We start from the raw sequence: 26407 nt of genomic DNA on the forward strand, positions 1-26407 counted from the left end.
AAGCCTAACGGCAAGCGCAAACAACTGACGTGGGACATCCCATCTCCTACTGTTACTGCTAGTCGGCTATCACTCACAATTCATCGTCCCGTCGTCTCGCATTTCCTGATCCGCCGCGTGGAGGGCAGAATCATGAGCGTGACTTTGCAACGCACCGAAGCTAACGGCGACGGCGCTTCCCCGTTCGTAGAGCTGGACCGTCAGACCTGGTCCCGGCTTGCAGCCCAGATGGAGCAGCCCCTCAACGAAGAGGACATCTTTCGGCTCCGCGGCCTCGGTGATCCCCTGGACATGAAGGAAGTCCGGGAGGTTTACCTTCCCCTTTCACGGCTCCTGCACCTCTACGTCCAGGCCTCGCACCAGCTCCATGCCGCAACAACCACCTTCCTGGGAGAACAGACCCAGCGCACGCCCTTCGTCATTGGCGTGGCAGGCTCAGTGGCGGTTGGTAAGTCCACCATCGCCCGCGTACTCCGCGAGATGCTCAGGCGTTGGCCCGGAACTCCCAACGTGGAACTCATCACTACCGACGGTTTTCTCTATCCCTTGGCCGAGCTGAAGCGCCGTCACCTCCTGGAACGCAAGGGATTTCCGGAGTCCTATGACCGCAGGGGCCTCCTTCGCTTCGTCTCGGAAGTCAAAGGTGGCGCGGAAGAAGTCAGGGCCCCCTGGTACTCCCACGTCACATATGACATCGTGCCCGGCAAGGAAGTGGTGGTCCGGCGTCCCGATGTCCTGATCGTGGAGGGCCTGAACGTCTTGGCGCCCGCCCGCCCCCGCATGGACGGCAAGCAGGGACTGGCAGTCAGCGACTTTTTCGATTTCTCCATCTATGTGGATGCCAAAACCTCCTATATCGAGGAATGGTACGTAGACCGTTTCCGGAAACTGCGCACCACTGCCTTCGCGCAGCCCGAGTCCTACTTCCACCGGTATGCCACCCTGTCCGACGACGACGCGGAATCAACGGCACGCGGCATCTGGAAGCGCATCAACGAGCCGAACCTCGAAGAGAACGTGCTGCCCACGCGGGGCCGTGCACAGCTGGTGCTCACCAAGGACGCGGACCACTCCATCCGCCGCATGCTGCTGAGGAAGGTCTAACGTGCTCAACCACCCGAAGCCGATGCCCAGCAGGCGGGCCTTCGCGGGCTTCCTGAGCGCTGGCGTCGGGATGGCCGCCCTTGCCGCGTGCACACCGGAGAATGCCGTCCCCTCTCCCGCTGCCGCGAATGCGGCGACCAGCACGCCCTCGGCCACTGCCACGCCCTCTATGGCCGCGTCGGGCGTCCCCACCAGCGATCCTTCAGTCGTCGCGCCTGCCGCCGACCCCGCGCCCACAAGCGCCGCCCCGTCCAGTTCCGCGGCCACCCAGCACTCGCTGACCGATCCCACCAGCCCCTGGGTAGTAGTCAACAAGCACCGGCCACTGAATCCGCAGAACTTCGTCCCGGCAGACCTTGTCCAACCGAACATACGGCTCGCCGTCAGCGGCGAGGCCGCACTCGTCAACAGCACGACGGCGGCTGCCGCAGAAAAGATGTTCGCGGCCGCAGCAGCGGAGGGCGTCATCATGACCCTTGCCTCGGGCTACCGTTCCTACTCCACACAGGTAGCCACCTATAACGGCTACGTCGCCGGCACCGGGCAGGCGGCGGCGGACCGCGCGTCCGCCCGCCCCGGCCACTCCGAGCACCAAACGGGCTGGTCCTTCGACATCGGCGACGGAGGAGGAGCTTGCAGTTTCCAGCCCTGCTTCGCTGACCAACCCGCCGCCGTCTGGGCCAAAACCAATGCCCACAAGTTCGGGTTCGTCGTCAGGTATCCCTGGATGTTCCACGACACCACGGGCTACTTCTACGAGTCCTGGCACCTTCGCTACATCGGTGTCGAAGCGGCCACGGACATGGCTGCGCGAGGCATCGCGACACTCGAGGAGTACTTCGGACTGGAAGCAGCGCCGGACTACCTCTAGGCCTTAAAAGGAATCGGCCCGCTCCCCTGGTCACCAGGAGAGCGGGCCGACGCCGTTAAAAGAGTTCCTAGACTGCCAGCTCTGTGGAAGCGCCCAAACGCTCCTTGACCACCGCGGCAAGGCCGGTGCAGATGCGCTCGGCCGTTTCCATGTCCGCGGCCTCCACCATCACCCGGACCAGGGCTTCGGTGCCCGAGGGGCGGAGCAGGACACGGCCGGTCTCGCCCAATTCCAGCTCGGCTTCGGCAACCGCCGCTGCCACGCCCTCATCGGTACCGGCACGGGCCTTATCCACGCCCTTGACGTTGATCATGAGCTGCGGAAGCTTGGTCATCGCAGTGGCCAGTTCCTTGAGGCTGCGGCCGGTAAGTGCTACCTGCGCTGCGAGCTGCAGGCCGGTAAGGACACCGTCGCCCGTGGTTGCGTAGTCGGAGAAGATCACGTGGCCGGACTGTTCGCCGCCCAGGTTGTAGCCGCCGTCGCGCATGCCTTCCAGGACGTAGCGGTCTCCCACCGCGGTTTCCAGGATGGTGATGCCTGCGTCGCGGAGGGCGATCTTCAGGCCAAGGTTGCTCATGACGGTGGCAACAAGCACGTTGTCCTTGAGCTTTCCGGCGTCGTTGAGGGCCAGTGCCAGGATCGCCATGATCTGGTCGCCGTCCACTTCATTGCCCTCATGGTCAACAGCCAGGCAGCGGTCGGCGTCACCATCGTGGGCCACGCCAAGGTCAGCGCCGTGCTTAAGGACCGCTTCCTTCAACGGGCCGAGGTGGGTTGAGCCCACGCCCTCGTTGATGTTCAGGCCATCCGGTTCGGCGCCGATCACCACAACCTCGGCACCGGCGTCCTTGAACACCTGCGGCGAACACCCACTCGCTGCGCCATGTGCGCAGTCCAGGACTACCTTAAGACCGTCCAGCCGCTTGGGCAGTGTGCCCAGCAAGTGAACGATGTAGCGGTCTTCGGCGTCTGAGAATCGCTGGATGCGTCCGACGTCGGCGCCCACCGGACGCTGGGGCTCCTTGCCCAGCTGAGCCTCAATGGCGTCTTCGACGTCGTCGGGAAGCTTCTGGCCGCCCCGGGCGAAGAACTTGATTCCGTTGTCCGGCGCGGGGTTGTGTGAGGCCGACAGCATGACGCCGAAGTCGGCGTCGAGATCTGCCACCAGGTAGGCCGCAGCCGGGGTGGGGAGGACACCGGCGTCGTAGACGTCGATCCCGGAGCTCGAAAGCCCGGCTTCTACAGCGGCGGCGAGGAACTCACCACTTGCCCTGGGGTCCCTGGCAACGACGGCGCGTGGCCGCTTGCCGTCGGTTGTGCGGTCATGGCCGAGTACGACGGCGGCGGCCTGGGCGAGCTGCATGGCAAGCTCGGCGGTTAGCAATCCGTTCGCGAGACCGCGCACGCCATCTGTTCCAAATAATCTAGACATCGGCTCAAGTTTAGACGACGACGGAGCGCCACCAGTTCAGGAGCGTGTCGGGGCGTCACATCCGGGACCCGCATCGGCGAGCAGCGGCGTGGTCTTAACGGCGAAAGCCCGCCCCGCCAATAGGGCGGAACGGGCTTTCGATACCCCGGCAAAGGGGTAAAAGCGGTTTAGCGCTTGGAGTACTGCTGAGCCTTACGTGCCTTCTTGAGACCGGCCTTCTTGCGCTCGATGACGCGGGCGTCACGGCTCAAGTAACCGGCCTTCTTGAGGGTGGCGCGGTTGTTGTCGACGTCGATCTCGTTCAACGAGCGGGCAACACCGAGGCGCAATGCGCCGGCCTGGCCGGAAATGCCACCGCCGTGGATACGGGCGATGACGTCGTAGGCACCTTCGAGATCAAGGATCTTGAAGGGCTCGTTGACATCCTGCTGGTGCAGCTTGTTCGGGAAGTAGTTGTCCAGCGTGCGGCCGTTGATGGTCCACTTGCCGGAACCCGGAACAACGCGAACGCGTGCAACGGCTTCCTTGCGACGGCCAACAGCTGCGCCGGCAACGGTCAGTGCCGGGCGCTCCTTCTTGGGCGCATCTTCAGCAGATGTGCTTTCAGAGGTGTAGCTGGTGAGGGTTTCCTCAGCCTCGACGGCTTCGGCGGTCAGTTCTTCGTTCTGAGCCACGGTTCTCCTTGTAATAAAAAGTTTAGTTGGTGGCCAGGACTACTGGGCGACCTGGGTGATTTCGAAAGTCTTCGGCTGCTGAGCTGCGTGGGGGTGCTCGGGGCCTGCGTAGACCTTGAGCTTGCCCAGCTGCTGAGCTGCGAGGGAGTTCTTGGGGAGCATGCCCTTGATGGCCTTCTCAACAGCGCGAACCGGGTTGGATTCCAACAGCTCGGCGTAGTTGACGGAGGTCAGGCCGCCCGGGTAACCGGAGTGGCGGTATGCGCGCTTCTGCTCCAGCTTGGCGCCGGTGAGGGCAACCTTTTCAGCGTTGATGATGATGACGAAGTCGCCCATGTCCATGTGGGACGCAAAGGTCGGCTTGTGCTTTCCGCGCAGCAGTGTTGCGGTCTGGCTGGCAAGACGACCAAGGACAACGTCGGTGGCGTCAATGACGTGCCACTGGCGGTTGATATCGCCGGGCTTCGGGGTGTACGTACGCACGGTTTTGCCTCGTTCTTGTTCTGGCGTTCATGTTTTAGGCGACACGCAGTGAGGCGTGTACCTACTATGTATGCGCTACCGGAGCAGAGGTGAGGGCTCTATGTACCAGTTATCCCAGGATCTCGAAATGCCTCTGGAGTTAGCGATCCTGCAACTGGATCCCCCTGTAGGCATGTGTCATCGAGATAGGACACGCACAACGACTCTAAACAATACCTTCAACGGGGCGCCCGGGTCAAAATGGGGTATCCACCCCTCGGGGTCCCGCACCGCGCAGAGGGAGAGCACATGACCTACGGCGTCGCCTTTCCCCTCCTTGCTGCCCTGGCCGGCCTGTTGTTGGGTCCGGCAGCGGAGTTCCTGATCGCCCGCACGCTGCCGCGACTTGGCGGACTCCCTGCACATAAGGTCCGGATCACGACGGCGGCAGTCACCGCACTGCTGTTCGGCTTGCTGGCGTGGCGCTTTGGTTTCTCACCTGAATTGCCGGCGTTCCTTTTATTGGCACTTCTCGGCGTGCAACTGTCCCGGATCGACTTCGTGCTGCATTTACTGCCCAACCCCCTGGTTTTGATCTTGCTGGGCGGCGGGGTGGCATTCCTGGGTGTCGCTGCCGTCGTCTCGCCAGCCTGGCCAGAGCTGATTCGCGGACTCGCGGGAGCGGCCACCCTGTTCGCGGGGTACTTGATTCTGGGACTTATTTCGCCGGGGAGCCTCGGAATGGGCGATGTGAAGCTCGCAGCGCCCCTGGGACTGTACTTGGGGTACTTAGGTTGGGAGCAAGTACTCTTCGGCGGTCTCTTGGGATTCGTGGTGGGTGGGGTGCTGACGGTGCTGATGTTACGGCTCCAACCCAAGGAAATGCCTGTGGAAACTGCTCACGGACCTGCCATGTTCGCAGCCGCCATGGGCGTGGTGCTGGTACTCCAATAAGGCCCCTGGCGGAGTGCGCGAAGGCACGTTCCCTTCCGCCTTTTTCTAAGGCTGCTGACAAAAGCAAGTAGCCCAACTCACCTCGTGCACCAAAAACCGAGTACTCCCCTGCCCAGGAACGAGTGTCCCCGCGATACGGCACCAGCAATTCGAGTACGACTACGCATTGTTTGCCAGCCCTCCCAGGGTGAATTCTTATCTCATCGAATTCCGGACCGCTAAAGGAAACATGGGGGTAGTTCGGGAGTCGAAGCAAATTCCGATAATTTGCTGGACCTATAACGAAACTTCGAAATTTATTTTCTGGGAAGGATATTCCAATGTCTGCTTTCATTTTCACCATTACCTCGTACATCGCCGGCGTCAAGGACCGCTTCACCAAAGAGGAAAAGGGCGCGACGATGGTTGAATACGGCATCATGGTGGCATTCATCGCCCTGCTGGTGCTTGCGGCCGTCACCCTCCTTGGTCCGCAGATCGCAAACCTCTTCACCCGTGTGGACGCCGCCATCTAGGCAGTACCACCCCAAACGTAGTTTGGCTCTGGTGGCGTAGTTCCACCAGAGCCAAACTGCTTTCCGAATAGTTCCACTTTCAGCCCTATCTGGGAAAGTCGGGGAATCGACATGGATCGGAAAGAACGAGGCGCGGTTGCCATTGAAATGGCGATCCTATTGCCGCTGCTGCTGCTCATCCTCATCGGAATCATCGAGTTTGGCCGGGTGCTCAACGTCCAAGTATCGCTGACACAAGCGGCTCGTGAGGGGGCACGCTATGCAGCAGTCCATTACCAGGAGGGCGGTTTGGATGTTGCCGGCACGGCGTTGTCCACGGCGCCCTCATTGGATGGCCTGGGTGTAAGTGTCAGCGACAACGCTTCCAGTTGCGCCCCGGGCGCCAATGTCGAAGTGACAACCAGCGTTTCGCTGCCTTCGATGTCAGGATTCCTGGACGCCGGCTTCTTCGGAGCACCGGGCATCTTCCCGCTCAACATGACAGGGGTTGGGGTGATGAGATGCGGCGGCTAAGGCAAATCCGGGACAAGAGCCGGACCTCCCTGGATGGCAATCCGTCAAACGAACGAGGGGCAGCAACCATAGTGGTCGCAGGGCTGATGGTTGTCCTATTGGGCTTCGCGGCCCTGGCCATTGATGTCGGCGCCTTGTACGCGGAGAAAGCCCAACTGCAGAACGGCGCCGATGCCGCCGCCCTGGCCATCGCAACCGATTGCGCCAACGGGAATTGCGGAGACAGCACTGCCACGGCAAACAGCTTCGCCAACAGCAACGCCAACGATGGTTCCAGCGGATCCGCAGTGTCGTTTCCGGCGTCCACCACCGTCCGTGTTGTGACGAATGCACGCGATGACGGCTCAGGGGCGAACAGCTTCTCCCTGTACTTCGCCCGGGTTCTGGGCATGGACACAGCAACTGTGGATGCCGCCGCAGAAGCAAAATGGGGGGCGCCAAACGCTGCGACAACGTTGCCTTGGACGGTGAGTGAGTGCGTTTTCAAAAAGTACCTCTCACCGACTCAACTGGCATCGCTCAACTCCACAGGCAACTTCTCGGGCGATCCAACTCCCACCCACATCCTGCTTCGCTACGACGAGAACGCCCCCACGATGCCAGGTTGCGCTGCACAAAACGGCTACCAGCCCGGTGGTTTTGGATGGCTCGTCACCAACGCAGGTTGCTCCACCAACGTCTCTGTCAACGCGACTGTTAACGGGCAAACCGGCAATCATTTCCCCAACGCGGCCGCTTGTGACGCTGTACTTTCCACCATCATGGACGAGCCCGCGCTCATACCACTTTTCAAGACTGCAACCGGAAACGGAAGCAATGCAAAGTACACGCTGATCGGCTTCGCCGCCTTTCAGGTCACCGGCTACAAGTTCAGCGGATCAGGGGCGGTGCTCGATCCTCTTGCCCCTAACTGCAGTGGAAACTGCCGGGGACTTCAGGGGTACTTCTCCCGCTTCGTATCTCTCGAAGAGGGCTCGCAGATAGGCGGCACTGTCCCCAACTACGGCGCATCCGTAGTCACACTGACCGATTAGCTGCGCACAGTTTCAACAAAAGCATCACCAAAAACTCGAAAGGAGTTAAAAGTGAAAACACGCCTACTGGGAGGCATTGCAGCACTGCTCTTGGCAGTCATTGGCACCGTTCTACTGGTCACCTACGTACAGGGAGCAGACAAACGTGCGCAGCAAGGGCTCGATCCCGTCAACGTCCTGGTCGTCAAGGAACGTGTTCCGGCTGGTACCAAAGCCGAAGAGCTGGATTCAAAGGTTCGGGTGGAAACCCTTCCGCAGACTGCGGTAGCGCCCGGCACCATCAAGGCACTCAATGATCAGAGGGGAAAGGTCACGTCGGCCGACCTTCAGCCCGGCGAGCAATTGCTGGGCGTCAAGCTCGTGGATCCCAAGGAACTGGCGCCTGGGACCGTACCAGTGCCGGACGGCCTGCAGGAAGCTACCTTTGTCCTTGCCCCTGAGAGAATCCTCGGTGGAAGAATTGAAGCCGGAGACACTGTCACAGTTTTCGCATCGTTCAAGTTGGATGAGGCCGTGCCGGCAGGAGCCAACCTTCCGGCCGGTATGACCGGGTGGAAAGATTTCACGGAACTGCTGTATCACGACGTCTTGGTGACAGCAGTCCAACAGGCAGCACCCGATGCCGAGAAGTCGGCCGGAGCGGACAAGGGCGTAGCACTGCCGAATGGTTCCGCCTACGTCACCGTCGCCCTCAGCGACGCGAACGCAGCAAAGATGGTCTTTGGCGCTGAGTTTGGCACGCTCTGGCTCTCCAAGCAGACCGACAAGACCGTGAAGACCGAGCCGCCCACCACCAACTTTGGAGGGCTGGTCCAATGAGCCGCTTCGTAGCAATCACGGCAGTCCGGGACTTCGAAGGCCGTGTGCGTCAAGCCGTCACCGGGGCGCTGCATGGCGACCTGCAAACTCTGTCCCCCGAGGTATTGAAGGGCGGAACAGATGACGTTTTCAAGCAACTGACCGGGGCACCGCCGGAAGTCATGATCCTGGGGCCGGGCGTAAACCCGGACGACGCCCTGAAACTGGCTACGGTCTTCGACCTCCAATACCCGGAAATCAGCCTCCTGCTGGTATCGGAACCCAGCCCGGACATCATCCTCCGCGCCATGCACGCCGGCATTCGAGACGTCGTGACGCCTGAGATCGACGTCAACGAGCTACGTGTCCTCCTGGAAAGGGCCTGTTTGGCCGCAGCCAGCAGGCGCCGTGGAATGCAGTCGGTTTCCGAGTCCGGTCAGGAAAGGGGCAGAGTCATAGCTGTCATGTCGCCCAAAGGTGGCGTGGGCAAGACTACTGTCGCGACGAACCTTGCCGTCGGGCTGGGTGCCGTTGCCCCTATGAGTGTTGTGATTGTGGACCTGGATCTCCAATTCGGAGATGTTGCTTCCGGCCTGCTGCTTGAACCGGAGCATTCCATCACTGAGGCTGTTCATGGCTCAGCTTCACAGGACTCCATGGTCCTCAAAGCGTTCCTCACTGTGCACCCGTCGGGCATCTACGCGCTCTGCGCACCCAAGAAGCCGTCTGAGTCGGATTACATCACGGCGGATCACGTCACAAGGCTGATCAACCAACTTGCCACAGAGTTCAAGTACGTCGTGGTGGATACTGCCCCGGGCTTGGGCGAGCATTGCCTCGCAACGTTGGAGCTTGCGACGGATGGTGTTTGGGTATGTGGAATGGATGTACCCAGCATCCGCGGCTTACGGAAGTGCTTCAGTGTTTTGAGGGAACTCCAACTCCTGCCGCAGGGCCGACACACTGTGCTGAACTTCGCGGACAGGAAGAGCGGAATCTCCGTCCAGGACGTGGAAGCGACCATTGGAGTGCCGATCGACACCGTGATTCCACGATCACGGAATCTCCCGTATTCGACCAACCGTGGGGTGCCAGTTCTCCAAGGGACCTCTCGGGACTCGGCCGCAAAGGGGCTGAAAAAACTCGTCGAACGCTTCGATCCGCGGCTGGAAACAGTCCCCCAAGGCAAACTTCACCGAAGGGTGGTGGTGTCATGAAACTCTCGGAACGGCTCTCGAAGAAGAACCCGGATGTTATCGCCGATGCCCTGGCTTCCGACGACGGAGGTCAGGACGAGGACGTGCAGAACGCTCAAATCATGCCACCCGCCAGCGGGCCGATGTTGGGCGGAACCCTTTCCGTGCCAGCAGTGGATGCTCTTGCCGGCTTGAAACAACGGGCTGCTTCGGCACTCTTTGAACGCATGGGCAGCAGAATCGGGGACACATCGTCTTCCGAGGAGGATTTGCGTTCCTTCGCCGTTGAAGAACTGTCAGCTGTCATTGACGAAGAACAAGTGCCGCTCACTCCCGAAGAGCGGCGTCGGCTGATTCGCGAGATTTCGGACGAAGTGATGGGGTTCGGTCCCCTGCAACGGTTATTGGAGGACCCATCCGTCACGGAAGTCATGGTGAACCGCTTCGACCAGATTTACGTCGAACGGCATGGACACTTGGCGTTCACGGATCTGCAGTTCAGTTCGGATGCCCACCTCAGAAAAGTCATTGAGCGGATTGTTTCCAAGGTCGGGCGTCGCATTGATGAGTCCTCGCCACTTGTGGATGCCCGGCTGGAGGACGGTTCCCGTGTCAATGCCATCATTCCTCCGCTGGCCGTGAATGGTCCCTCGCTCACCATCAGGAAATTCAGTCATGTTCCCCTGACGGTTCGAAATCTCATCGAATGGGGATCGATGAGCCTTGAAATGGCTGAACTGCTCAGTGCCTGCGTGCGGGCCAGGTTGAACGTCATCGTTTCGGGAGGAACGGGAACCGGCAAGACGACGCTCTTGAACGTGTTGTCGTCCTTCATCCCGGAATCCGACCGGATCGTCACTATCGAAGACGCTGTGGAACTCCAGCTGCAGCAGCGCCATGTGGTCAGGTTGGAGAGTCGCCCGCCCAACATCGAGGGTAAGGGCGCCGTCACCATTCGAGACCTGGTGCGGAACTCACTGCGTATGCGGCCCGATCGGATCATTGTCGGGGAAGTACGTGGTGGAGAGTCACTCGACATGCTCCAGGCCATGAACACAGGGCACGACGGTTCGTTGTCGACGGTTCACGCGAACTCTCCTCGCGATGCCATTGCACGACTGGAAACGCTTGTCCTGATGGCAGGCATGGACCTACCGCTCCGAGCAGTCCGCGAGCAAGTATCTTCGGCCGTCGACTTGATCGTCCAAGTCACGCGATTACGCGATGGAAGCCGGCGAATCACGCACGTCACCGAAGTACAAGGGATGGAGGGAGAGGTCGTGACCCTACAGGATGCGTTTCTCTTCGACTACGCGGCTGGACTCGATTCCGAGGGCCGCTTCCTGGGCAAGGCCCTGCCTACAGGCATTCGCCCACGCTTCCTGGACCGCTTCACGGAACTGGGGATCAATGTTCCACCTTCCGTCTTCGGAGCCGCACCAGTCACCAGCGGGAGGCGGTAAACGTGGACACCCCAGTCCTGTTCTTTTCCGCGATCGGTACATGTGCTGCCGCCCTCCTGATTCTCGTCGTCGTGGTGATGAAGCCCCGCAACGGAAGCATTCCCCTGGAGCGCCGCCGTCTGGGCTTCACTCCGGATGAGTCCGCGTTGGGGCGTGTATCCCAGTCCGCCGTCCACGTGGTTGACACTGCCCTTGGCCGTTCGGGAGGACCTTACAACAGGGAGGTTTTATACAACGCAGGGGTAAAGCAGTCTCCCGCTGACTTCACCGTTCTGGTAGCCATCGCCACCGTGGTGCTGGGCATCCTCGGGGCGCTGCTGACCAATCCCCTGATCGGCATAATGGCGGCCATAACAACGCCCTTTGCGGCAAAACTGGTTCTGGTCTACCGAACCGAAAAACGTCGATCCAAATTTGAAACCCAATTGACCGATACCATCCAGATGCTGATCGGCGGGCTTCGTGTCGGTCACAGCATCATGCGGTCGCTTGAGGCCGCAGCCCAGGAGTCCCAAGCTCCTACATCGGAAGAGCTGGCCCGGATCGTCAATGAAGTGAGGATTGGCAAGGACGCCCGCCAAGCAATAGAAGATTGCGCAGCCCGCATGGACAGCGAGGACTTTCGCTGGATCGGCCAGGCCATACAAATCAACCGCGAAGTCGGTGGAGACCTGGCAGAAGTTCTGGAACAGGTGGCGGGCACTATCCGCGAGCGCAGTGAGATCAAGGGCCACGTCCGATCCTTGAGTGCTGAAGGCAGAATGTCTGCCGTCATCCTGATGGCATTACCTGTTGGAGTCGGCGCGGTACTTGGTGTCATCAACCCGGGGTATCTACGGGTTTTCGTCCACCATCCCATCGGAATCGCCTTGACGGTCTTGAGCTGTGTGCTCTTCGTCGTGGGGGGCTTCTGGATGAACCGCACCGTAAAGATCAAGTTCTAGGAGGTAAGTGACATGACTACCCATGTGTGGCTGATCATCGCCGCGATTGTCCTTCCGCTCGCCTACTTCGTCTGGTCCTTGGCCACCATCGACCGCAAGGGCATAGTGGCCATTCACACCAACCTCGGGTCGGGCTTCGCACAGGGTGCCGGAGTTAGCATCCAGCGTCCTCCCCTGCTGCTTGGTGTCGCACGGAAACTCACGCCAGGAAGTTACGAAGCCAAACTTGACCATTGGCTGGCACTTGCGGGGCGCCCAAAGTCCATGCCGCTCACTAAGCTCATTGCGATCAAGCCGATGTTGGCGGCCGGTGGCGCCCTTTTCAGCGTCCTGCTCTTCGTCGCCAACCCCAGCGCTACGGTTGTTGGGCTTGGTCTCTTCCTGACGCTGTTTCTTTACTTCATTCCCGACCTGTTGGTTTACAACCAAGGCGCCAAACGACAGGAAGCCATGAAGATGGAGTTCCCCAATACCCTCGACCAGATGTTGATTTCGGTTGAAGCGGGGCTTGGTTTCGAGTCGGCCATGGAACGGGCATCCGCTCAAGGGACTGGTCCGCTGGCACATGAACTCATGAGGACCCTCCAGGACATCCAGGTAGGAAGACCCAGGCAGGAAGCCTACGAGGCGTTGGCTGAGCGTTCTACTGTGACGGACGTCCGGAGCTTCGTTCTTGCGGTCATTCAAGCAGACAAGTATGGGATCGGCATCGCGAACGTGCTGCGTGCGCAGGCAAAGCAAGCTCGGGTCAAGCGACGTCAGAATGCAGAAGAGAAAGCCATGAAGTTGCCGGTGAAGGTTCTTTTCCCGTTGCTGTTCTGTATCTTCCCGGTACTCTTCATCATCCTCCTTGGCCCCGCCGGTATCAGAATCATGGAGGCATTCAGCTGACCCTGTCTTGCGGGAAACAGACCGGCACTTCGTGGATCCCAGACCACGGAGTGCCACAACGGCCCCCTTCCGGTACCCAGAGCCGGGAGGGGGTCCTCCAATGTCCGGGCGACCAGGGACTATTCGCGCCGGGCCCGCGTCAGTTCAGCCCGTGCCAGCAGTTCGCTGTCCGACGGGTAGGCAACTTCCTCCAGCACCAACGGATGGGGCGCCGCCAGCACCGACTTGGCATCGCGTCGGCGCTCCAACAGACGCGAGTGCAGCCAGCCGGGAGTCTCCAGGCCCTCCCCCACTCGCAGTGCAGAACCCACAAGGGAACGCACCATGTTGTGGCAGAAAGCATCAGCCTGCACCGTAGCGACGATGACACCATCGGCTCCACGATCAAATGAAAACTTCTGCAACTCGCGAATGGTGGTGGCACCTTCACGTGGTTTGCAATAGGAACGGAAATCCTGCAAACCCAAGAGCGCCACCGCACCCTCGTTCATGAGCGCAACATCCAAAGGGGCCTTATGCCACAAGGTGATTCCCCGCAGGACCGGGTCCCAGCGTTCCGGGCCGTCGGCAATCCGGTAGCTGTACCTGCGCCACAACGCCGAGAACCGGGCGTCGAATCCTTCGGGCGCCAGACCGGCGTCGTGCACTTCCACGGCACCGGTGAGGTCGCCGAGGATGCGGCTCAGGGCGCCGCGGAGGCGCCGCAAAAGCGCGACGCCGGGATCGAGTTCGTGCCCGCGTGGCAGCGACAGCCACTCATCGTCGGTCAGATCCACGTGGACTACCTGCCCGCGGGCGTGGACGCCTGCGTCCGTCCGGCCGGCAACCGTCACGCGGACGGGTCGCTGCAGGAGGAGCGCCAATGCCTCTTCGAGTGCTCCTTGCACTGTCAGAAGGCCAGGCTGAAGGGCCCACCCGCTGAAGGGACCGCCATCGTACGAAAGATCAAGCCGGACACGCAAAAACCCGCCGCCCCCCATAACGGGGGCAGCGGGTTTTCGTTCGTTCATAGACTTAAGTCTACTGTGAAGAATTCAGTGAATTACTTCTTGTCCTCAGCGGCCGGAGCCTCTTCGGTTTCAGCAACTACAGTGTCAGCAGCGTCGGCTTCAGCGGCAGGAGCCTCTTCAGTCTCAGCAGCTTCGGTTTCTACGGCTTCGGTCTCAACGACCTCTTCCTCGGCAGCCGGAGCAGCCTTGGCAGCAGCTGCTGTTGCTTCAGCAACAACGGCCTGCTTCGGGGAAACCGGCTCGAGGACGAGCTCGATGACAGCCATGGGAGCGTTGTCGCCCTTGCGGTTGCCGATCTTGGTGATGCGGGTGTAGCCACCATCGCGGTTGGCAACGGCGCCGGCGATGTCGGTGAACAGCTCGTGGACAACGCCCTTGTCGCTGATCAGGCCGAGAACGCGGCGGCGGGAAGCGAGGTCGCCACGCTTGGCGAAGGTGACCAGACGCTCTGCGTACGGCTTGAGGCGCTTGGCCTTGGTAACCGTGGTGGTGATGCGCTTGTGCTCAAACAGAGCAGCTGCCAGGTTCGCGAGCATCAGGCGCTCGTGAGCCGGGCCGCCTCCGAGGCGCGGACCCTTAGTGGGGGTAGGCATAGTTATTTCTCCTGTTATGTAAGCCGGTCAGGTCCATTGCTGGACCCGGCGGCCAAGATCTGCTGTTTAGAGCTCGTCGTCGCTGAACGCGGCGTCGTCCTCTTCGATGGCTGCGGCGCGTGCTGCGAGATCGAAACCGGGAGGGGAGTCCTTGAGGGACAGACCCAGTTCCACGAGCTTTGCCTTGACCTCGTCAATGGACTTCGCACCGAAGTTACGAATGTCCATCAGGTCAGCCTCGGAGCGGGCAACGAGTTCACCCACGGTGTGGATGCCCTCACGCTTGAGGCAGTTGTAGGAACGGACGGTGAGGTCCAGATCCTCGATCGGCAGAGCCATGTCAGCTGCCAGGGCAGCGTCCGTCGGCGACGGGCCAATCTCGATACCTTCAGCTGCGGTGTTCAGCTCACGAGCCAGACCGAACAGTTCCACCAAGGTGGTGCCTGCAGAAGCAACAGCATCGCGCGGGGCGATAGCCTGCTTGGTCTCGACGTCGACAATGAGCTTGTCGAAGTCGGTGCGCTGCTCAACACGGGTAGCTTCCACGCGGAAAGTTACCTTCATGACCGGCGAGTAGATCGAGTCAACCGGAATACGGCCAATCTCGGAGTCGCCGGACTTGTTCTGAGCTGCCGAAACGTAGCCACGGCCGCGCTCGATGGTCAGTTCGAGTTCGAACTTGCCCTTCGAGTTCAGAGTGGCAATGTGCAGATCCGGGTTGTGGAATTCGACGCCGGCCGGCGGAGCGATGTCCGCGGCGGTGACGACTCCGGGGCCCTGCTTGCGCAGGTACGCAACAACCGGCTCATCGTGCTCGGAGGAAACCGAAAGGTTCTTGATGTTCAGGATGATCTCGGTGACATCTTCCTTGACACCCGGAACCGTGGTGAACTCGTGCAGCACGCCATCGATCCGGATGCTGGTTACAGCGGCACCGGGGATGGAGGAGAGCAGGGTACGGCGGAGGGAGTTTCCGAGGGTGTAACCGAAGCCCGGCTCCAGCGGTTCAATGATGAAACGGGAGCGGTTCTCGGATACAACTTCTTCAGACAGGGTGGGGCGCTGTGCAATGAGCACTTAGGTTTCCTTTCGGCGAGCATCCGCTATATGACGCAACACAGGTGGTGGAAATCGGCTTCGGTTTCCAGCCTGACCAGCCGGGCCATGCTTGTGAACGGTCGAAACCATCCACAGCAGGCCCGGCCAGTCAGGCAGGGAAGACCTAATTAGACGCGGCGGCGCTTCGGCGGGCGGCAACCGTTGTGGGCGCTGGGGGTGACATCCTGGATGGAGCCAACCTCGAGGCCAGCGGCCTGAAGCGAACGGATTGCGGTTTCGCGTCCGGATCCCGGGCCCTTGACGAATACGTCAACCTTGCGCAGACCGTGCTCCTGAGCGCGCTTTGCAGCAGCTTCGGCAGCCATCTGGGCAGCGAACGGGGTGGACTTACGGGAGCCCTTGAAGCCAACCTCACCGGCGGAAGCCCATGAGATGACAGCACCGTTCGGGTCCGTGATGGACACGATGGTGTTGTTAAAGGTGCTCTTGATGTGCGCCTGGCCAAGCGCAATATTCTTCTTATCCTTGCGACGCGGCTTACGAACCGCTCCACGAGTCTTCGGGGGCATTGTTTCTCCTACAGAAAGTTATCGGGGGAAAACCGGATCAATCCCGAGGGATTAACGTCCGGCCTTCTTCTTGCCGGCGACGGTGCGCTTCGGGCCCTTGCGGGTACGAGCGTTGGTCTTCGTACGCTGTCCGCGTACGGGCAGGCCCTTGCGGTGGCGCAGGCCTTCGTAGCTTCCGATCTCAACCTTGCGGCGGATGTCAGCGGCTACCTCGCGGCGAAGGTCACCCTCAACCTTGTAGTTGCCTTCAATGTAGTCACGCAGCTGGACCAGCTCGGCGTCAGTCAGGTCCTTGACGCGAACGTCAGCGCTGATGCCGGTGGCAGCCAGGGTTTCGTGTGCACGGGTCTTGCCCACGCCGTAGATGTAAGTAAGCGCAATTTCCAACCGCTTTTCGCGGGGAATGTCTACGCCAGCGAGACGAGCCATAGTGGCGGTACTCCTTGAATAAACCGGAGGTCGTAGGCAGTACACCCACACGTTCCGTGTGGCCCCAGCCTCCGACCGGGGGTTCGCTGACCAGGCTCTGTAATGCAGTCCTGGCACAGCTTGTGCTGCCTTTATTTACTTGCGTGGGCTAGCAACCCAGGTTTGCCCTTGCGGGCGCTGATTCCCTGAAGGGGAATTAGCCCTGGCGCTGCTTGTGGCGCGGGTTCTCGCAGATCACCATGACCCGGCCGTTACGGCGGATCACTTTGCACTTGTCGCAGATCTGCTTGACGCTCGGCTTGACCTTCATGGCGTTCCTTTGCGTGTTTTGCAGTTGATCTGCTGGAGCGGCTTAGGCACTGTTGCCTGGCCGCCCAGCAATTTACTTGTAGCGGTAGACGATACGACCACGTGTGAGGTCGTATGGGCTCAGCTCCACCACTACGCGGTCCTCTGGGAGAATCCTGATGTAGTGCTGACGCATCTTCCCAGAGATGTGTGCGAGAACGACGTGCTTGTTGGTGAGCTCAACACGAAACATCGCATTGGGCAGCGCCTCAGTCACAACGCCCTCGATCTCAATGACCCCGTCCTTCTTGGCCATATCCTCCGCTAACTGTTGTTTGCCGCCGTCCTCCAGTTAGGCACCGAAGATCCAGCGGACGTTTTTTGTTTGCTTGGCTCTCTTGAACCACGACACTAAAAAGGGCGTGGCTGCACAGACAACCAACAAATAACTCTACGCCAATCGGGCCGGAAAGTTAAATCCGTCCGTGGTAGCGCAAGCGTCCGCCTCCGTCACTCCCCCGGCTGCCGGAAAGCCGGGAACTCACCGGCGGGGGTGGCGACCCCCTCGGCCGTTTCCACCCCGTTCAGTATGGCCAGTCGAACGGCCTCCGCCGCAGCGCTTTGGAGCGTAATCAAGGACACTTGCCGTGCTTGCTCGCTACTGCGGTCAAGCGCGACGGCGCCAGTCGCCAGGGCGAAGACGGTATCGCCGTCCGCGAGCGTATGGGACGGATCCAAAGCCCGGGCCAACCCCGCATGCCCAGCACTTGCCGTCCGCTTGCACTCGGCAACGTCCAGGATGGCGTTCGTGGCAATGACCACCAGCGTCGTGTTCAGCCCTTGCGGCGTGCTCGTGGACGGTTCGCCTGCAGGTTGCGGCCCCGCCGCCCCAAAGACTGGCGCCCCCAGCGCATTCACCACGGCAATGGCACCTACGATCACACCGCCGTCGAGGGTGATCGAGGAACTGCCGATCCCGCCTTTGAACTGCCCGCGCGCAACAACAGCGCCGGTGCCTGCGCCCACGTTTCCACGTTCGACGGCGGCATGGTCACCGGACGCGAAAGCGGCAGCAGCTGCTTGGTAACCCATGTCCGCGCCGGGACGCGCTGTGACGTCGCCGCCACGCCCGAGGTCGAAGATGGCCGCGGCCGGAACAATCGGCACCACGGTCCCGGGGACCGCAAACCCCCGCCCCTGTTCCTCGCACCAGACCTGGGCACCCGTAGCCGATGACAACCCAAAAGCACTGCCCCCCGTCAGGACCACAGCATCCACGGTGGACACAAGGGTGGTCGGGTCCAGGGCATCGGTCTCGTGCGTCCCCGGACCTCCCCCGCGAACATCAACGGACCCAACAGTCCCCACAGGAGGAAGTACCACTGTCACGCCGGACAACCACCCCGCCCCCGTCTTCTGCACATGCCCAACCCGTATGCCAGGAACATCGGTGATCGAATTCATGGCTCCATTCTCCACCTGCGGAGACAGCTCACTCAGCAAATCGGCTGGCACCCGGCAGCGCGCGTCCAGGGGGGCACGACCGAGCGCGCAGAGGGTGGCAGCCAATTGGCTGCGACAACCGCCCCGCGCAAAGTGGGAGTCGAGCCTCAAATACAAACACGCGAGTAACGCTGAGTAAACGGGTTCGGAAGTGTAAGCCAACTATCGCTACGGTGCGCCATTTTGGCCCGAACAGCGACATTCGGTGTGGTGAGCTAGGCCTGTCTTCGCCGCCCCGGTCCGGGAGCTGGCGCCCCGCATTCGCCCGAAACCGAGTGACCCATGACTGCCCCCTTGATTCACAACAGCAGCGCGCCTGCTGACAGGCCGGCCACCAAGCCACCTGCAACTACACCTGCACCTGCACCTGCAACCAAGCCAACCCCCGAAAGACCGCGCTGGTCCGGCCGCAGCCGGAAGGACTTTCTGGTCTTCCTGGCCATGGCCCTACCCAACCTTGTGCTGATCGGCACTTTCACGTACTGGCCGCTGATCAACAACATCTACTACTCCACGTTGGATTGGACGCTGGGTTCGGCCTCGGCCACGGTGGTGGGCCTGCAGAACTACGTCACGTTCTTCACCAGCGAGGATGCGGCCAAGGTCCTTGGGACTACAGGGATCTTTACGCTGATCACAGTTGGCGGGTCGATGGTCCTCGGATTGTTGGTTGCCCTCGCCTTGAACTCAAAGGTTCGGGGCACCACCTTCGCCAGGTCCGCGGTATTCGCACCCTACGTGCTTTCGGGCGTCGGTGTCGGGTTGGTGTGGCTGTTCATCTTCGACCCCGGCTACGGTGTGCTCGCCTGGATCCTCCGGGGCCTGGGGCAGCAGAGCCCGCAGTGGATCAATGACCCCCAACTCTCCTTGGTGATGGTCATCATCGTGTACGTCTGGAAGAACCTGGGCTATTGCGCCGTGGTGTACCTTGCAGGCCTCCAGTCCCTCCCCCGCGACGTCATGGAAGCGGCAGCACTGGACGGAGCCAACGGTGTTCGACGGTTCTTCCACATCTCCCTTCCGCTGCTCTCCCCCACCACCTTTTTCCTGCTGATCACCACCATGCTCAGTTCGCTGCAGGCGTTCGACCTCATCCGCATTATGACTCCACTGGGCAACGGCACCAGCACCCTCATCTATGAGGCGTATCTGCAGGCCTTCGGCGCCTACAACAGGGCCGGCTATTCTGCCGCGATCTCGGTGATCCTCTTTGCGGTCCTGCTGGTTATCACGGTCCTCCAACTGCGGTTCGTAGAGCGAAAGGTCCACTACTCATGAGCGCGCCGTCACCAGCCGCCGTCGGTACTTCCTCTCAGGAGGCCGCACCGCAGGAGCGGCCCCGCCCGCTTTCAAGGGCGAACCTGCTCCAGACTGTCGTCACCGGCTACTTCCCCTTGATCATCGCCACGCTGGTGGTTTTCCTCCCTCTGTTGTGGATGCTGTTGAGCTCCTTCAAGCAACCGGGCGAGATCGTCACCATGGACTTGAGGGTCCTGCCCGAGTCGCTGAACCTGGAGAACTATGCCATTGCGATGACCACCGTCCCGTTCGCGCAGTTCTTTGCCAACAGCCTGATCGTCACGGTGGTGGGTTCCACCATCAAGGTGATCCTCGCCATTCTCACTGCCTATGCCCTGGTGTTCGTGCGCTTCCCGTTCAAGAACGTGATTTTCGTGCTGATCCTCGTGGCCCTCATGGTTCCGGCCCAAGTGTCCATCCTGCCCAACTACATCCTCATCGCCGGGATGGGCGGCAAGAACACCCTGTGGGGGATCATCCTCCCCGGTCTTGGCACGGCATTCGGCACGTTCCTGCTGCGGCAGCATTTCCTGACCCTGCCGCCGTCCATCCTTGAAGCTGCGGAGATCGATGGCGCCGGCCATTGGCGGCGACTGTGGCAAATCATCGTCCCTGTGTCCGTTCCGTCGATCGCGACAGTGGCCCTGGTGACCGTGGTCAGCGAATGGAACGACTACATCTGGCCGCTCATCATCACTGACCGCCCCGAAACCATGACGCTCCCCGTGGGCCTGACACTGCTTCAAAACTCCGAAGGCAACGGGGCCGGCTGGGGAATCCTCATGGCGGGCGCAGTGCTGGTGATCGTCCCCATCCTGCTGGTGTTCGCCGCGCTCCAGCGCTACATCGTTGCCGGGCTGACCCAGGGCAGTGTCACCGGCTGATTTTCTCCAACCGCACTATTCGCATCGAAGTAAGTAATTGAGAGGAAGCACCATGCGCACCAACCTTGATCGCCGACATTTCCTGGGACTTGCAGGCCTCGGAGCCGGGGCTGCGGCCCTCGCCGCATGCGGTGGACCGTCGACGGCAGGCACCGCGGACGCCGTTGACGCCGCAACGATCGATTTCGCCGGCGTCAAACCGGCCGCCTCCATCGACTTCTGGACCAACCACCCAGGCAAGTCCCAGGACGTGGAGAAGGCGATCATCGACAAGTTCCACGCCAAGTTCCCGGACATCAAGGTCAATCTGGTGACGGCTGGTGCCAACTACGAGGAAATCGCCCAGAAGTTCCAAACGTCCCAGGCGGCCAAGACAGGACTTCCGGGCCTGGTGGTCCTGTCCGACGTCTGGTGGTTCCGCTACTTTTCCAACGGCAGCATCATTCCCATCGATGGATTGGTGAAACAGCTGGACATCAAGATCGACGACTTCCAGAGGTCCTTGGTGGACGACTACAAGTACGACGACAAGCAGTGGGCACTCCCCTATGGGCGCTCCACGCCGCTGTTCTACTACAACAAGGACCACTTCAAGGCTGCCGGGCTTCCTGACCGTGCACCGGCCACGTGGCAGGAATTCGCGGAATGGGCACCCAAGCTCAAGGCCACCTCAGGCGCCCAATACGCCTACATCTACCCCGCCTTGGCTGGCTACGCCGGCTGGACCCTGCAGAACAACCTCTGGGGCTGGGGCGGCAGCTGGTCCAAGGACTGGGACATCACCTGCGATTCCAAAGAGTCCGTTGCTGCGCTGCAGTGGGCCCAGGATTCCATCTACAAGGACGGCTGGGCCGGCGTCTCGTCCAAGGAAGCCGCTGACGACTTTGCCGCCGGCATCACCTCGTCCACCATTTCCTCCACCGGATCCCTGCTGGGTGTCCTGAAGGCGGCCAAGTTCAACGTGGGCGTCGGCTTCCTCCCGGGCGGGCCAGAGGCACCCACCGGCGTGTGCCCCACCGGCGGTGCGGGCCTGGGCATCCCCAGCGGCATCAGCAAGGAAGAGCAGTTGGCAGCCGCGACGTTCCTCAAGTTCATGACTGAGCCGGAGAACACTGCCGCATTCTCCGCAGCAACGGGTTACATGCCTACCCGGCTCTCGGCTGACATGTCCGCCGTCCTCGCAGCGACACCGCAGATCAAGACCGCCATGGACCAGCTTGCGGCCACCAAGGTCCAGGACAACGCACGCGTGTTCCTCCCTGGGGCTGATCAGGAAATGGCCAAGTCGGCAGCCAAGATCCTCACCCAGCAAGGCGATGTCCAGGCAACCATGACCGAGCTGAAGAAGACGCTCGAAGGCATCTACACCAAGGACGTCAAGCCCAAGCTGAAGGCATAACTTCCTTTGAACGCCGGAAAAGCCGGGCTGCTTCAGCAGCCCGGCTTTTCTTTTGCATGTGTCAGGGAATCGGGACAGGCACGACGCCGAGCGGCGCCAACTGCTCTGCGCCTCCGTCCGGGGCGGACAGGACCCAGATGCCCTTTTCATGAACGGCTACCGAGTGCTCCCACTGGCAGGACCGCTTGCCGTCGGTGGTGACAACGGTCCAGTCGTCGTCGAGCGTGGCCGTCTCTATGCCGCCACGTACCAGCATGGGTTCGATGGCGAGGCACAGGCCCGGGCGGATCTTGGGGCCGCGGTGTCCGGTCCTGTAGTTCAGGACATCCGGAGCCATGTGCATTTCCGAACCGATGCCGTGGCCGACGTAGTCCTCCAGGATACCCAGGGGCTTGCCTTGGACGGAGGACACGTAGTCATCGATGGCGTTGCCGATGTCTCCGACGAATTTGCCTTGGGCCAGGGCAGCGATGCCGCGCCACATGGCAGCTTCAGTCACATCCGAAAGACGCTGGTCTTCTGGATCGGCGGCACCGACGATGACCGTCCGTGCCGAGTCTGAGTGCCAGCCATCCACGATGCAGCCGCCGTCGATGGAGATGATGTCGCCATCTTCCAGGACGCGTCCACCGGGGATACCGTGGACCACTTCTTCGTTGACGGACGTGCAGATGGTGGCGGGGAAGCCGTGGTAACCGAGGAAGTTCGACTTGGCCCCGGCGCCGTTGAGGACCGCGGCGAATACATCGTCAAGGTCCTTGGTGGTGACGCCCGGCTTGGCCGCCGCAACGGCAGCGTCGAGTGCACGGCTCAGCACAAGTCCGGCCTGGTGCATGGTGCGCATTTGCTCGTTTGTTTTGTATTCAATGCGGGGCTGACCGAACGCCATGTTCTCCTCTGGAAAATTGTTTGTTGGGGCCGATCACACGGTCCCATGCTCCGACCATTTTCCCGTATCCGGGAGCGTGGTTGAAATTGGCACGATTGCTTCAACGAAGAAGGGTGTGCCCCGCACCAACGGTACGGGGCACACCCTTTGCTCCACCGCCGGATACCCGGCTATGTGGACAACGAGCTAGACGGCCTTGGCCGACTCGATTGCCGTGAGGACACGGTCGGTAACTTCGTCGATACCGCCGATGCCATCAACCTGCGTGAGAATTCCACGCTCGGCATACTTGGCAACAACTGCTTCGGTCTGCTCGTGGTAGAGGTCCAGACGGTGACGGATCACGGTCTCGTTGTCATCCGAGCGGCCGGTTTCCTTGGCACGGCCAAGGAGACGGGCTACCAGTTCTTCGTCGTCGGCGGTCAACTGGAGCACGACGTCGAGCTCCTGCTCACCCTCAGCGAGGATCTGGTCCAGGAAGTCCACCTGCGCCGTGGTGCGCGGGTAGCCGTCCAGGAGGAAGCCGTTCTCGACGTCGTCCTGGCTCAGGCGATCACGAACCATGTTGTTCGTGACGCTGTCCGGAACGAAGTCGCCGGCATCCATGTACTTCTTGGCCTCGATGCCCAAAGGGGTTTCGCCCTTTACGTTGGCACGGAAGATGTCGCCCGTGGAGATGGCGACTACGCCGAGGCGCTCGGAAATCCGTTCAGCCTGCGTACCCTTGCCCGAACCGGGAGGTCCAATGATCAGCATTCTCGTCATCGCAAAAGCCCTTCGTAGTGACGTTGTTGTAGCTGCGCATCAATCTGCTTGACGGTTTCCAGGCCGACACCCACCATGATCAGGATTGACGTGCCACCGAACGGGAAGTTCTGGTTGGCGTTGATCAGGACGAGTGCAACCAGCGGAATCAACGCGACGAAGCCCAGGTACAGGGCTCCAGGCAGGGTGATCCTGGAAAGCACGTACTGCAGGTAGTCCGCGGTCGGTTTACCCGCCCGGATGCCCGGAATGAACCCGCCGTACTTCTTCATGTTGTCCGACACTTCTTCAGGGTTGAAGGTGATGGCCACGTAGAAGTAGGTAAAGAACACGATCATGGCGAAGTAGAGCGCCATGTAGATGGGGTGGTCGCCGCGGGTGAGGTTGTTGTTGATCCACTCAACCCACGGTGCCATTTGCTCGCCGGGCGCCGGCTGGTTGAACTGCGCAATCAAGCCGGGCAGGTAGAGCATGGAGGAAGCGAAGATGACAGGCACGACGCCGGCCATGTTCACTTTGATGGGGATGTAGGTGCTGGTGCCACCCACGGTTCGGCGTCCGATCATGCGCTTGGCGTACTGAACCGGAACGCGACGCTGCGACTGCTCCACGAAGACCACCAAAGCCACCGTGAGCAGGCCGACGGCCAGAACGGTGAAGAAGGTTCCCGGGCCCTTGGACTCCCAGATGGAACCGAGCGAGCCGGGGAAGCTGGCTGCGATGGAGGTGAAGATGAGCAGCGACATGCCGTTGCCAACACCCTTTTCAGTGACCAGCTCGCCCATCCACATGATGAGGCCCGTACCGGCCGTCAGCGTGATGATGATGAGGATGGTGGTCATGATGCTGTCATCAGGAATGATGGGCAGGTTACAGCCAGGCAGAAGTTGGCCGGATCGGGCAAGCGACACCAACGTGGTGGCGTTGAGCAGGCCGAGGGCGATCGTGAGGTACCGGGTGTACTGCGTCAACTTTGACTGTCCCGAGGAACCTTCTTCGTACAGCTGCTGGAACCGGGGAATGACTACCCGGAGCAACTGCACGATGATGCTCGCCGTGATGTAGGGCATGATGCCCAAGGCAAAGACTGAAACCTGCAGCAACGCGCCGCCGCTGAACAAGTTCACCAGCTGGTAGATGCCCTGCGAGGTGTCACCGGTGTTCAAGCATTGCTGGACATTCTGGTAGTTCACACCAGGCGAGGGGATGAAAGCTCCCAAGCGGAAGATTGTGATGATTCCCAGCGTGAACAACAACTTGCGTCGCAAATCAGGCGTCCGAAACGCCCGGCCGAATGCGCTTAGCAAGCGTCCTCCTGAGTAGAAAGTACAAGGATGTGGAAGGGATCAATGAAACCCAACAACCGAGTCTAACTGCTTGTGACGCCGTCGTAATAATCGAGAGTCCACAATCACGCAAAAAATCCCGGTACACCGGGCCGAGGCCCCGCGTACCGGGATTTTTTTTACAACGGGCATCTGCCCCACTGACTCTTAGAGAGTGGTGGTGCTTCCGCCTGCTGCGGCGATCTTTTCCGAAGCGCTGGAAGAGAATGCGTGGACGGTGACGTCAACCTTGACGGTGATGTCGCCGGTGCCAAGCACCTTGACGGGCTGGTTCTTGCGAACTGCACCCTTCTCAACCAGGGACTCGACGGTGACAGTGCCACCTTCCGGGAACAGCTCGTTGAGCTTCTCCAGGTTTACAACCTGGAACTCGACCCGGAACGGGTTCTTGAAGCCGCGCAGCTTCGGCAGGCGCATGTGCAGCGGCAGCTGGCCGCCGGCAAAGCCAGCCTTTACCTGGTAGCGGGCCTTCGTACCCTTGGTACCGCGACCAGCGGTCTTACCCTTGGAGCCTTCACCACGACCAACACGGGTCTTGGCGGTCTTGGCACCCGGGGCGGGACGCAGGTGGTGGACCTTCAGAGCGTTCTGCTTCTCAGCAGTCTCTGCGGCGGTCTTGTTCTCTGCCATTACTTCGCCTCCTCTACATTCACGAGGTGCGGAACCGTGTTGAGCATGCCAACGGTCACGGCGTCAGCGTTGCGGACAACAGTGTGTCCGATGCGCTTCAGGCCGAGGGAGCGAAGGGTCGCAATCTGGTTCTGCTTGGCGCCAATGACGCCCTTGATCTGGGTGATCTCCAACTTGGCGTCGGAGGGAGTCAGGTTCTTAGCCATGACTAAACACCTGCCTTCTGGTTCTGGAGCGCGCGCACCAGAGCAGCAGGAGCAACCTCGTCCAGCGGCAGGCCACGGCGGGCAGCCACGGAAGCGGGCTCTTCGAGCTGCTTCAGAGCGGCAACGGTCGCGTGAACGATGTTGATCGCGTTGGAAGAACCGAGCGACTTGGAGAGGATGTCGTGGATGCCCACGCACTCCAGTACAGCGCGGACCGGACCACCGGCAATAACACCGGTACCGGCGGAAGCCGGACGCAGCAGGACTACGCCTGCAGCAGCTTCACCCTGCACACGGTGCGGGATGGTGCTGCCAACGCGGGGAACGCGGAAGAAGGACTTCTTGGCCTCTTCAACGCCCTTTGCGATAGCTGCGGGAACTTCCTTGGCCTTGCCGTAGCCCACGCCAACCATACCGTTGCCGTCACCGACGACGACCAGAGCGGTGAAGCTGAAGCGACGACCACCCTTGACGACCTTGGCAACGCGGTTGATGGTGACAACGCGCTCTACGAACTGGCTCTTCTCGGCTTCACGACCGCCGTCGCGGCCACCACGGCCACCACGGTCGCCGCGGCCCTGGCCACGGTCGCCACGCTCGCCACGACGTCCGCCGCGGCGGTCATCGGTAGCGGGTGCGGTCTCAGTTGCTTCAGCAGCTACAGCTTCAGTCACCTGAATGTCCTTT

Annotated in this window: 31 protein-coding genes; 14 read left to right on the plus strand and 17 right to left on the minus strand. The window is 61.0% G+C overall.

Translation table 11 applies throughout. The annotated features are described in order from the left end of the window. The first annotated feature begins 132 nt into the window (after positions 1-132). Positions 133-1104, plus strand: a complete 972-nt coding sequence (gene coaA, locus ACR30Z_RS02400; protein ID WP_026539842.1) for a type I pantothenate kinase — start codon at positions 133-135, stop codon at positions 1102-1104. A 1-nt stretch (position 1105) separates the two neighbouring features. Beyond that, a complete protein-coding gene (locus tag ACR30Z_RS02405) occupies positions 1106-1975 on the plus strand; it encodes a D-alanyl-D-alanine carboxypeptidase family protein (RefSeq protein WP_434371122.1) in 870 nt (289 codons plus the stop codon). 67 nt (positions 1976-2042) lie between these two features. Here the strand turns inward: ACR30Z_RS02405 and glmM are convergent, their stop codons facing one another. The 3 genes from glmM to rplM form a co-directional block, all read right to left on the minus strand. Then, positions 2043-3407: a phosphoglucosamine mutase gene (gene glmM, locus ACR30Z_RS02410; RefSeq protein ID WP_144648578.1), complete on the minus strand. Its 1365-nt coding sequence runs from the start codon at positions 3405-3407 to the stop codon at positions 2043-2045. A 167-nt stretch (positions 3408-3574) separates the two neighbouring features. Further along, on the minus strand, positions 3575-4081 hold the full coding sequence (gene rpsI, locus ACR30Z_RS02415) for a 30S ribosomal protein S9 (RefSeq protein WP_011775553.1): 507 nt from the start codon (positions 4079-4081) through the stop codon (positions 3575-3577). A gap of 39 nt (positions 4082-4120) precedes the next feature. After that, entirely contained in the window at positions 4121-4564 is a 444-nt protein-coding gene (gene rplM / locus ACR30Z_RS02420; RefSeq protein WP_011775554.1) for a 50S ribosomal protein L13, read from the minus strand. Between the two features lie 288 nt (positions 4565-4852). Between rplM and ACR30Z_RS02425 the strand changes: the two genes are divergently transcribed. The 9 genes from ACR30Z_RS02425 (at position 4853) to ACR30Z_RS02465 (ending at position 12851) form a co-directional block, all read left to right on the plus strand. After that, positions 4853-5497 (plus strand): prepilin peptidase, encoded by a 645-nt coding sequence (locus ACR30Z_RS02425; RefSeq protein WP_434371123.1) that lies wholly within the window; start codon positions 4853-4855, stop codon positions 5495-5497. A 320-nt stretch (positions 5498-5817) separates the two neighbouring features. Beyond that, positions 5818-6012, plus strand: coding sequence for a Flp family type IVb pilin (locus ACR30Z_RS02430; protein WP_026539837.1), 195 nt, complete (start codon positions 5818-5820; stop codon positions 6010-6012). Positions 6013-6123: 111 nt separating this feature from the next. Then, complete coding sequence (locus tag ACR30Z_RS02435) at positions 6124-6525, plus strand: TadE/TadG family type IV pilus assembly protein (protein WP_144648580.1); 402 nt, start codon at positions 6124-6126, stop codon at positions 6523-6525. Beyond that, positions 6513-7559, plus strand: a complete 1047-nt coding sequence (locus ACR30Z_RS02440) for a TadE/TadG family type IV pilus assembly protein (protein WP_144648581.1) — start codon at positions 6513-6515, stop codon at positions 7557-7559. Before ACR30Z_RS02435 ends, ACR30Z_RS02440 begins: the two co-directional genes overlap by 13 nt. A gap of 51 nt (positions 7560-7610) precedes the next feature. Beyond that, positions 7611-8378, plus strand: coding sequence for a Flp pilus assembly protein CpaB (gene cpaB / locus ACR30Z_RS02445; protein ID WP_144648582.1), 768 nt, complete (start codon positions 7611-7613; stop codon positions 8376-8378). Further along, positions 8375-9574: an AAA family ATPase gene (locus ACR30Z_RS02450; protein WP_144648583.1), complete on the plus strand. Its 1200-nt coding sequence runs from the start codon at positions 8375-8377 to the stop codon at positions 9572-9574. The genes cpaB and ACR30Z_RS02450 overlap by 4 nt, the downstream gene beginning before the upstream one ends. Before the next feature lie 122 nt (positions 9575-9696). Then, the gene (locus ACR30Z_RS02455; protein WP_144648726.1) at positions 9697-11016 is read left to right on the plus strand and encodes a CpaF family protein; all 1320 of its coding nucleotides are present in this window, start codon (positions 9697-9699) and stop codon (positions 11014-11016) included. A gap of 2 nt (positions 11017-11018) precedes the next feature. Continuing rightward, complete coding sequence (locus tag ACR30Z_RS02460) at positions 11019-11960, plus strand: type II secretion system F family protein (protein ID WP_144648584.1); 942 nt, start codon at positions 11019-11021, stop codon at positions 11958-11960. Between the two features lie 12 nt (positions 11961-11972). Beyond that, positions 11973-12851, plus strand: coding sequence for a type II secretion system F family protein (locus ACR30Z_RS02465; RefSeq protein WP_434371124.1), 879 nt, complete (start codon positions 11973-11975; stop codon positions 12849-12851). A gap of 119 nt (positions 12852-12970) precedes the next feature. On the opposite strand, the gene ACR30Z_RS02470 is transcribed toward ACR30Z_RS02465, so the two are convergent. The 8 genes from ACR30Z_RS02470 to ACR30Z_RS02505 all read right to left on the minus strand — a co-directional run bounded on the left by ACR30Z_RS02470 (position 12971) and on the right by ACR30Z_RS02505 (position 18263). Next, positions 12971-13861 (minus strand): tRNA pseudouridine synthase A, encoded by an 891-nt coding sequence (locus ACR30Z_RS02470; RefSeq protein WP_244296497.1) that lies wholly within the window; start codon positions 13859-13861, stop codon positions 12971-12973. A 32-nt stretch (positions 13862-13893) separates the two neighbouring features. Beyond that, positions 13894-14454 carry a 50S ribosomal protein L17 gene (gene rplQ, locus ACR30Z_RS02475; RefSeq protein WP_434371125.1) on the minus strand — a complete coding sequence of 187 codons (561 nt, stop codon included), beginning with the start codon at positions 14452-14454 and terminating at the stop codon, positions 13894-13896. Positions 14455-14520: 66 nt separating this feature from the next. Beyond that, entirely contained in the window at positions 14521-15531 is a 1011-nt protein-coding gene (locus tag ACR30Z_RS02480; protein WP_011775567.1) for a DNA-directed RNA polymerase subunit alpha, read from the minus strand. A 149-nt stretch (positions 15532-15680) separates the two neighbouring features. Then, positions 15681-16082 (minus strand): 30S ribosomal protein S11, encoded by a 402-nt coding sequence (rpsK, locus tag ACR30Z_RS02485; protein WP_014922380.1) that lies wholly within the window; start codon positions 16080-16082, stop codon positions 15681-15683. 51 nt (positions 16083-16133) lie between these two features. After that, the gene (gene rpsM, locus ACR30Z_RS02490; RefSeq protein ID WP_011775569.1) at positions 16134-16511 is read right to left on the minus strand and encodes a 30S ribosomal protein S13; all 378 of its coding nucleotides are present in this window, start codon (positions 16509-16511) and stop codon (positions 16134-16136) included. A 196-nt stretch (positions 16512-16707) separates the two neighbouring features. Then, positions 16708-16821, minus strand: a complete 114-nt coding sequence (gene rpmJ / locus ACR30Z_RS02495) for a 50S ribosomal protein L36 (protein ID WP_011775570.1) — start codon at positions 16819-16821, stop codon at positions 16708-16710. A 72-nt stretch (positions 16822-16893) separates the two neighbouring features. Beyond that, complete coding sequence (gene infA, locus ACR30Z_RS02500; protein ID WP_011775571.1) at positions 16894-17115, minus strand: translation initiation factor IF-1; 222 nt, start codon at positions 17113-17115, stop codon at positions 16894-16896. Between the two features lie 194 nt (positions 17116-17309). After that, positions 17310-18263, minus strand: a complete 954-nt coding sequence (locus ACR30Z_RS02505; RefSeq protein ID WP_434371126.1) for a P1 family peptidase — start codon at positions 18261-18263, stop codon at positions 17310-17312. A gap of 321 nt (positions 18264-18584) precedes the next feature. On the opposite strand from ACR30Z_RS02505, the gene ACR30Z_RS02510 reads away from it, so the two are divergent. From ACR30Z_RS02510 to ACR30Z_RS02520, 3 genes are read left to right on the plus strand one after another with little or no spacing between them, the layout of a single operon-like run. After that, positions 18585-19580: a carbohydrate ABC transporter permease gene (locus ACR30Z_RS02510; protein WP_434371127.1), complete on the plus strand. Its 996-nt coding sequence runs from the start codon at positions 18585-18587 to the stop codon at positions 19578-19580. Then, positions 19577-20485 carry a carbohydrate ABC transporter permease gene (locus ACR30Z_RS02515; protein ID WP_434371128.1) on the plus strand — a complete coding sequence of 303 codons (909 nt, stop codon included), beginning with the start codon at positions 19577-19579 and terminating at the stop codon, positions 20483-20485. Before ACR30Z_RS02510 ends, ACR30Z_RS02515 begins: the two co-directional genes overlap by 4 nt. Positions 20486-20537: 52 nt before the next feature. Continuing rightward, complete coding sequence (locus tag ACR30Z_RS02520; RefSeq protein ID WP_434371129.1) at positions 20538-21884, plus strand: ABC transporter substrate-binding protein; 1347 nt, start codon at positions 20538-20540, stop codon at positions 21882-21884. A gap of 61 nt (positions 21885-21945) precedes the next feature. On the opposite strand, the gene map is transcribed toward ACR30Z_RS02520, so the two are convergent. The 6 genes from map to rpsE all read right to left on the minus strand — a co-directional run bounded on the left by map (position 21946) and on the right by rpsE (position 26394). Further along, a complete protein-coding gene (gene map / locus ACR30Z_RS02525) occupies positions 21946-22773 on the minus strand; it encodes a type I methionyl aminopeptidase (protein ID WP_144648589.1) in 828 nt (275 codons plus the stop codon). A 186-nt stretch (positions 22774-22959) separates the two neighbouring features. Continuing rightward, on the minus strand, positions 22960-23529 hold the full coding sequence (locus tag ACR30Z_RS02530; RefSeq protein WP_434371382.1) for an adenylate kinase: 570 nt from the start codon (positions 23527-23529) through the stop codon (positions 22960-22962). Between the two features lie 5 nt (positions 23530-23534). After that, positions 23535-24845, minus strand: coding sequence for a preprotein translocase subunit SecY (secY, locus tag ACR30Z_RS02535; RefSeq protein WP_144648591.1), 1311 nt, complete (start codon positions 24843-24845; stop codon positions 23535-23537). Between the two features lie 186 nt (positions 24846-25031). Continuing rightward, positions 25032-25514, minus strand: coding sequence for a 50S ribosomal protein L15 (gene rplO, locus ACR30Z_RS02540; RefSeq protein WP_144648592.1), 483 nt, complete (start codon positions 25512-25514; stop codon positions 25032-25034). Then, on the minus strand, positions 25514-25720 hold the full coding sequence (gene rpmD / locus ACR30Z_RS02545) for a 50S ribosomal protein L30 (RefSeq protein ID WP_090817772.1): 207 nt from the start codon (positions 25718-25720) through the stop codon (positions 25514-25516). The genes rplO and rpmD overlap by 1 nt, the downstream gene beginning before the upstream one ends. Positions 25721-25722: 2 nt before the next feature. After that, complete coding sequence (gene rpsE, locus ACR30Z_RS02550) at positions 25723-26394, minus strand: 30S ribosomal protein S5 (RefSeq protein WP_011775581.1); 672 nt, start codon at positions 26392-26394, stop codon at positions 25723-25725. Positions 26395-26407: the final 13 nt, after the last annotated feature.

The sequence above is a fragment of the Paenarthrobacter sp. FR1 genome (genome assembly GCF_051106045.1).
GTDB classification, from domain to species: domain Bacteria; phylum Actinomycetota; class Actinomycetes; order Actinomycetales; family Micrococcaceae; genus Arthrobacter; species Arthrobacter nitroguajacolicus_A.

What these genes read in the sequence shown, in the direction of transcription:
- ACR30Z_RS02470 (WP_244296497.1), bottom strand. Translation starts at nt 13,861, where the DNA reads ATGAACGAACGAAAACCCGCTGCCCCCGTTATGGGGGGCGGCGGGTTT.
- map (WP_144648589.1), bottom strand. Translation starts at nt 22,773, where the DNA reads ATGGCGTTCGGTCAGCCCCGCATTGAATACAAAACAAACGAGCAAATG.
- infA (WP_011775571.1), bottom strand. Translation starts at nt 17,115, where the DNA reads ATGGCCAAGAAGGACGGGGTCATTGAGATCGAGGGCGTTGTGACTGAG.
- rpmJ (WP_011775570.1), bottom strand. Translation starts at nt 16,821, where the DNA reads ATGAAGGTCAAGCCGAGCGTCAAGCAGATCTGCGACAAGTGCAAAGTG.
- rpsM (WP_011775569.1), bottom strand. Translation starts at nt 16,511, where the DNA reads ATGGCTCGTCTCGCTGGCGTAGACATTCCCCGCGAAAAGCGGTTGGAA.
- ACR30Z_RS02425 (WP_434371123.1), top strand. Translation starts at nt 4,853, where the DNA reads ATGACCTACGGCGTCGCCTTTCCCCTCCTTGCTGCCCTGGCCGGCCTG.
- rpmD (WP_090817772.1), bottom strand. Translation starts at nt 25,720, where the DNA reads ATGGCTAAGAACCTGACTCCCTCCGACGCCAAGTTGGAGATCACCCAG.
- ACR30Z_RS02450 (WP_144648583.1), top strand. Translation starts at nt 8,375, where the DNA reads ATGAGCCGCTTCGTAGCAATCACGGCAGTCCGGGACTTCGAAGGCCGT.
- ACR30Z_RS02530 (WP_434371382.1), bottom strand. Translation starts at nt 23,529, where the DNA reads ATGCTGATCATTGGACCTCCCGGTTCGGGCAAGGGTACGCAGGCTGAA.
- rplO (WP_144648592.1), bottom strand. Translation starts at nt 25,514, where the DNA reads ATGGCAGAGAACAAGACCGCCGCAGAGACTGCTGAGAAGCAGAACGCT.
- ACR30Z_RS02520 (WP_434371129.1), top strand. Translation starts at nt 20,538, where the DNA reads ATGCGCACCAACCTTGATCGCCGACATTTCCTGGGACTTGCAGGCCTC.
- ACR30Z_RS02440 (WP_144648581.1), top strand. Translation starts at nt 6,513, where the DNA reads ATGCGGCGGCTAAGGCAAATCCGGGACAAGAGCCGGACCTCCCTGGAT.
- glmM (WP_144648578.1), bottom strand. Translation starts at nt 3,407, where the DNA reads ATGTCTAGATTATTTGGAACAGATGGCGTGCGCGGTCTCGCGAACGGA.
- ACR30Z_RS02465 (WP_434371124.1), top strand. Translation starts at nt 11,973, where the DNA reads ATGACTACCCATGTGTGGCTGATCATCGCCGCGATTGTCCTTCCGCTC.
- ACR30Z_RS02505 (WP_434371126.1), bottom strand. Translation starts at nt 18,263, where the DNA reads ATGAATTCGATCACCGATGTTCCTGGCATACGGGTTGGGCATGTGCAG.
- ACR30Z_RS02430 (WP_026539837.1), top strand. Translation starts at nt 5,818, where the DNA reads ATGTCTGCTTTCATTTTCACCATTACCTCGTACATCGCCGGCGTCAAG.
- ACR30Z_RS02435 (WP_144648580.1), top strand. Translation starts at nt 6,124, where the DNA reads ATGGATCGGAAAGAACGAGGCGCGGTTGCCATTGAAATGGCGATCCTA.
- ACR30Z_RS02510 (WP_434371127.1), top strand. Translation starts at nt 18,585, where the DNA reads ATGACTGCCCCCTTGATTCACAACAGCAGCGCGCCTGCTGACAGGCCG.
- coaA (WP_026539842.1), top strand. Translation starts at nt 133, where the DNA reads ATGAGCGTGACTTTGCAACGCACCGAAGCTAACGGCGACGGCGCTTCC.
- rplQ (WP_434371125.1), bottom strand. Translation starts at nt 14,454, where the DNA reads ATGCCTACCCCCACTAAGGGTCCGCGCCTCGGAGGCGGCCCGGCTCAC.
- rpsK (WP_014922380.1), bottom strand. Translation starts at nt 16,082, where the DNA reads ATGCCCCCGAAGACTCGTGGAGCGGTTCGTAAGCCGCGTCGCAAGGAT.
- ACR30Z_RS02515 (WP_434371128.1), top strand. Translation starts at nt 19,577, where the DNA reads ATGAGCGCGCCGTCACCAGCCGCCGTCGGTACTTCCTCTCAGGAGGCC.
- ACR30Z_RS02455 (WP_144648726.1), top strand. Translation starts at nt 9,697, where the DNA reads ATGTTGGGCGGAACCCTTTCCGTGCCAGCAGTGGATGCTCTTGCCGGC.